We start from the raw sequence: 3,979 nt of genomic DNA, 5'->3' as shown, positions 1-3,979 counted from the left end.
GGGTCGGCATCGCCGGATCTCTGGCCACCATCGGCGCAATCATCACCGTCTGCACCACCGGCATGATTTATGCGTCGCTGAAGCCGATCGCCCAGTGGCACAGCCGCTTCACCCTGCCCGGCTACCTCATCTTTTCGGCGATGACCGGCAGCGTGCTGCTGAACGCGCTGCTGCAGGGCTTTGCGCTTGGTTCGAAGGTGCAGTTGGCGGCTTGCCTGCTGCTGACCTTGTTCGGCTGGGGCTGGAAAGTGGCGACCTGGCGCTACAACGACCGATTGGAGATCGCGACCACCGCCAACACCGCAACCGGGTTGGCCGGCGGTACAGTGCGGTCGCTGGAATGGCCGCATACCGAGGAAAATTATCTGCTCAAGGAAATGGGTTTCCGCATCGCGCGCAAGCACAGCGCGCGGCTGCGCCAGATCACCCAGCTTCTGGCCTTCGTGTTGCCCTTGGGGCTGCTTGCCATTGTGTCCGCCCTGCCATGGCCGCTGGCAGCGTTGCTGTCGGTACTTGCTGCTGCAATCCAGTTCGCCGGCATGCTGGTCGAACGTTGGCTGTTCTTCGCCGAGGCGAAGCACACGGTTACGCTCTACTATGGCAGGTAAGGCTGTTTAGCCCGGCCGCAGCATCGAGCCGGAAATGGCAAAGATGCGTTGGGCGCCCAGCATATAAGCCATCAGCGTGTCCAGCCGGAACAGCCCGGCATACGCGCGGTCGAGAACGTTGAGCGAACCGGTATAGGCGCCGAAGGCCGGCATGATCATGCGGCCGCCGTCGCCGGCAAAGCAGCGCCGCCTCACCGAGCGTCCCTGCTGGACTATGCGGGCGCAGGGATGCAGATGGCCCGCTATTTCTCCTTCGACGCGCTGCTTCGACGGCTCATGCCGGAACAGCAGCGAGCCTATAGCAAGTTCACGCACCGTTTCGCCGGGCAGATCGGCTGGCGCTTCCGGGTCATGGTTGCCGGCGACCCAGAACCAGTCTCGGCCTGCCATCAGCGTTTCCAGCCGTTCGCGGAAGCTTGCATGCATACGCTGGGCGCCACCGCCATCGTGAAAGCTGTCGCCCAGGCTGATGACGATCGACGGCTGGTAGTCTGATATCACGGCCTGAAGCCGCAGCAAGGTCGCGCCGGTGTCGTAGGGCGGAATCAGCGAGCCGCGGCGTGCCAGCGACGAGCCCTTTTCCAGATGCAGGTCGGACACGGCCAGAAGCCGCAGATCCGGAAAATAGAGCACGCCGCGGGGGTCGCAGACGGCGCGCTCGCCTGATATGCCGACAAGGTCGGCCTCGGCGATCAGCGATGTGCGCGCCAGCGAAAAATTCATTCCTCAGCCATTCCCGGCCCCATGGCCTCCTCGACCAATGTCGCCGCGTCCATCAAAAGCGTTTCATCGGCTTCGCCGTTGACCGGCATCTTGCCGATCTCGAGCATGATCGGCACGGCGAGCGGCGATATCTGTTCGAGTGCCTTATGCACGATTCGACCCTGGATGCGCGAGAGCATGTCGGCAAGTCTGCTGACATCGAGCAGGCCGGTGGCTGCGTCGGCGCGTGTCGCCTGAAGCAGGATGTGGTCCGGTTCATGGCTGCGCAGCACGTCATAGATCAGGTCGGTCGAGACTGTGACCTGGCGACCACTCTTTTCCTGGCCCGGATGGCGTTTCTCGATCAACCCCGAAATCAGCGCGCAATTGCGGAAGGTGCGTTTGAGAAGCCAGCTGTCGGCCAGCCAGGCTTCGAGGTCATCGCCCAGCATATCCTGGTCGAAAAGAGCGCCAAGCGAAGGCTTCTTGGCTTTGAACATCGCGCCCATGTCGCCCAATGACCATATCGCCAGCGCATAGTCGGTGGCGACAAAGCCGAGCGGCCTGGCTCCTGCCCTGTCGAGACGGCGGGTGAGCAGCATGCCGAGCGTCTGGTGCGCCAGCCTGCCCTCGAACGGATAAGCCACCAGATAATGGCGGTTGCCTCGTGGAAAGGTCTCGATCAGCAGGTCATCGCGTTTGGGCAGCACCGATTTGTCGGCTTGGAATCGCAGCCAGTCGGCGACCTGCTCGGGCAGCTTCTTCCATCGCTGCGGGTCGTCCAGCATGATGCGGACCTGTTCGGCGAGATAGGTCGAAAGCGGGAACTTGCCGCCGCCATAGTAAGGCACCTTGGCATCGCTGCCGGGCGCGTTCGAGACGAAGCATTCATTCTCGCGGATGCCTTCGAAGCGCAGCACCTTGCCGGCGAACATGAAGGTGTCGCCATGCGTTAGCGTTTCGAGGAAGGCCTCCTCGATCTTGCCGAGAACCCTGCCGCCGCGCGACGCCGCGCCCTTGCTGCCCGCTTGCACATAGCGCACGTTAAGCGCCGGCACCTCGATGATGGTGCCGACATTCAGCCGGTATTGCTGGGCGATACGAGGATTGGACACCCGCCAGAACCCATCCTTGTTCAGGCGTATGCGGGCATAGCGCTCGTAATTCTTGAGCGCATAGCCGCCGGTGGCGACGAAATCGATGACGCGGTCGAATGTCGTCCGGTCGAGGCTGACATAGGGCGCAGCCGTTCGCACTTCCTCGAACAGGTCATCGGCACGGAATGGCGCGCCGCAGGCGCAGCCGAGCACATGCTGGGCCAGCACATCGAGCCCGCCATCGATCAAGGGAGGCGTGTCCTGCGCGCCGAGATAGTTGGCGTCGAGGGCGGCCCGGCATTCCAGCACCTCGAAGCGATTGGCCGGGATGAGGATCGCCTTGGATGGCTCGTCCATGCGGTGGTTGGCGCGGCCGATGCGCTGCGCCAGCCGGCTCGCCCCCTTTGGCGCCCCGACATGCACGACCAGATCGACATCGCCCCAGTCGATGCCGAGGTCGAGCGTCGAGGTGGCGACGATGGCACGCAACGCGTTTTCCCCCATCGCCTTTTCGACGCGCCGGCGCTGGGCGACGTCGAGCGAGCCGTGATGCAGCGCGATCGGCAACGTATCCTCGTTGACCCGCCACAATTCCTGGAACAGCAGCTCCGCCTGGCTGCGCGTGTTGACGAACAGCAGGGTCGTCTTGTGGCGCTTGATCTCGCGATAGATTTCCGGCGTGGCGTAGCGCGCCGAATGCCCGGCCCAAGGCACGCGCTCTTCGGAATCGAGGATGGAAATCTCCGGTTTCGCTCCCCCGGTGACGACGATCAGTTCGGCCATGTCACTGCCGGTCGAACCCTTGGGCGGATTCTGGCTGACCAGCCAGCGCCGCAACTCGTCCGGTTCGGCCACCGTCGCTGACAGGCCGATCGTCTGCAGGCCGGGGACAAAGCTGCGCAGCCGCGCCAGGCCGAGCGCCAGCAGATGCCCGCGTTTCGACGTCACCAGCGAGTGCAACTCGTCGAGCACGACGTAGCGCAGATCCTCGAAGAAGCGTCTTGCATCGCCTGCCGCAATCAGCAGCGCCAATTGCTCGGGCGTGGTCAGCAGGATGTCGGGCGGCACCAGCTTCTGGCGCTGGCGCTTGTGGGCAGGAGTGTCGCCGGTGCGCGTCTCGATGGTGACGGGCAGGCCGATTTCCTCCACCGGCCTGCCGAGATTGCGCTCGATATCGACGGCCAGCGCCTTCAGCGGCGAGATGTAGAGCGTGTGGATACCGCGACGCGCCTGGCCCGGCTTTCTCTTGGGCCGGTTGGCCAGTTCGGTCAGCGAAGGCAGGAATCCGGCCAGCGTCTTGCCGGCACCGGTCGGCGCAATCAGCAGGACCGACTGACCGGCCTGAGCTTTAGAAAGAAGTTCAATCTGATGGGCGCGCGGCGACCAGCCTTTCTCGCCAAACCATCTGAGGAATGGTTCGGGCAGGGCCACGGCGGCATTCTGTTCGGCAAGGCGCGGCTGCTCTGTCACCCGCCAGAGGTAGCGCGACGGCACACGAACGCCAAGGAAAATCGGAACAAAAGGTGATCGAGACACCCTCTTCCCTTCTCCCCTTGTGGGAGAAGGTGGATC

3 protein-coding genes are annotated in these 3,979 nt (G+C 63.7%); 1 reads left to right on the top strand and 2 read right to left on the bottom strand.

What is annotated here, in order from left to right:
* On the top strand, positions 1–608 hold a 608-nt coding region (locus EOC06_RS42430), incomplete at its 5' end, for a DmsC/YnfH family molybdoenzyme membrane anchor subunit (protein ID WP_245469551.1).
* 6 nt (positions 609–614) lie between these two features.
* Here EOC06_RS42430 and pdeM read toward each other — a convergent pair.
* Positions 615–1,331 (bottom strand): ligase-associated DNA damage response endonuclease PdeM, encoded by a 717-nt coding sequence (gene pdeM / locus EOC06_RS13035; RefSeq protein WP_128307952.1) that lies wholly within the window; start codon positions 1,329–1,331, stop codon positions 615–617.
* Entirely contained in the window at positions 1,328–3,877 is a 2,550-nt protein-coding gene (locus EOC06_RS13030) for a ligase-associated DNA damage response DEXH box helicase (protein WP_128307955.1), read from the bottom strand. The genes pdeM and EOC06_RS13030 overlap by 4 nt, the downstream gene beginning before the upstream one ends.
* Positions 3,878–3,979: the final 102 nt, after the last annotated feature.

The organism is Mesorhizobium sp. M7A.F.Ca.MR.362.00.0.0 (assembly GCF_004023175.1).
Taxonomy (GTDB): Bacteria; Pseudomonadota; Alphaproteobacteria; order Rhizobiales; family Rhizobiaceae; genus Mesorhizobium.
The sequence above is the reverse complement of the archived record's forward strand: the minus strand, read 5'-3'. Positions and strand labels throughout refer to the sequence as shown.